Annotated in this window: 2 protein-coding genes; both read left to right on the top strand. The window is 36.2% G+C overall.

Annotated elements, in window-relative coordinates; translation table 11 throughout:
• A partial coding sequence (locus CCZ01_RS10585) for a hypothetical protein (protein ID WP_112053039.1) occupies positions 1 to 186 on the top strand: 186 nt, incomplete at its 5' end.
• Positions 183 to 812 (top strand): glycosyltransferase (locus CCZ01_RS09940; protein WP_146745256.1); only part of this gene is annotated, 630 nt, incomplete at its 3' end. The genes CCZ01_RS10585 and CCZ01_RS09940, both read left to right, overlap by 4 nt.

The raw sequence follows: 812 nt of genomic DNA, 5'->3' as shown, positions 1-812 counted from the left end.
ATGGGCTTTGAATCTCCGCAAGAATTATGGATAAAAGACATCAAACAAGAAATGTTAGAATGTGTTCAGCGTTCAAGAATTCTTAAGGAGATTTTTTGTGATATGCAAATTAGGGAAGAATATTTTTTATGGCGATTATTTGCCATTGCAAAATGGGAAGAAATTTATAAGGTGGGCTTAGAATGAAAAAGATTTGTGTCATCAGTGAGGGGAATCCGGCAGTAGATCCACGACCTCATCGTGTCGTAAACCTCTTAAGGAAACATTATCTTGTAACAATTATTGGTAGGGGTATTGAGGGGCTTATACTGGATGGAATCGAGGTTTTATCTTATGATATTCCTTTAAAGCGAACTGCAGAGCAAGAAGAGGAGCTAGAAAGGAATGTTGCAAAAAAAGATTATCTAAAACTTGTTCAAATTCCAACGCGTATGAAAATAATAGAGCATTTAAATAAATGTGAGTTTGATATTATTTTTTGCCACGATTTGGTGCTTTTGCCCTTTGTTTTGGAGGCTAAAAAAAATGCAAAAGTGATTTTTGATGCAAGAGAATACTATCCAAGAGAAATGGAAAACAATGAACGATGGAGGAGGTTGTTTGCTGATTTTAATGATTGGCTTTGTAAAACCTATCTTCCTCAAGCTGATATTGTCTATACAGTCTGTAATGGACTTGCAGAAGAATATAGTAAAAACTATGGCATTACATGTGGTGTGATTACTTCAGCCGCTAAGTATTATGCCCCCCCCCCCAAAGGTTTATCATCCCACGAAACAATCAAACTTATCTACCATGGAATGGCAGGAAGA

Origin of the sequence: Helicobacter monodelphidis, assembly GCF_003288845.1 — a bacterium.
Taxonomy (GTDB): Bacteria; Campylobacterota; Campylobacteria; order Campylobacterales; family Helicobacteraceae; genus NHYN01.
Note: the sequence above shows the minus strand (reverse complement) of the source record. Positions and strands in the feature narration are given on the sequence as shown.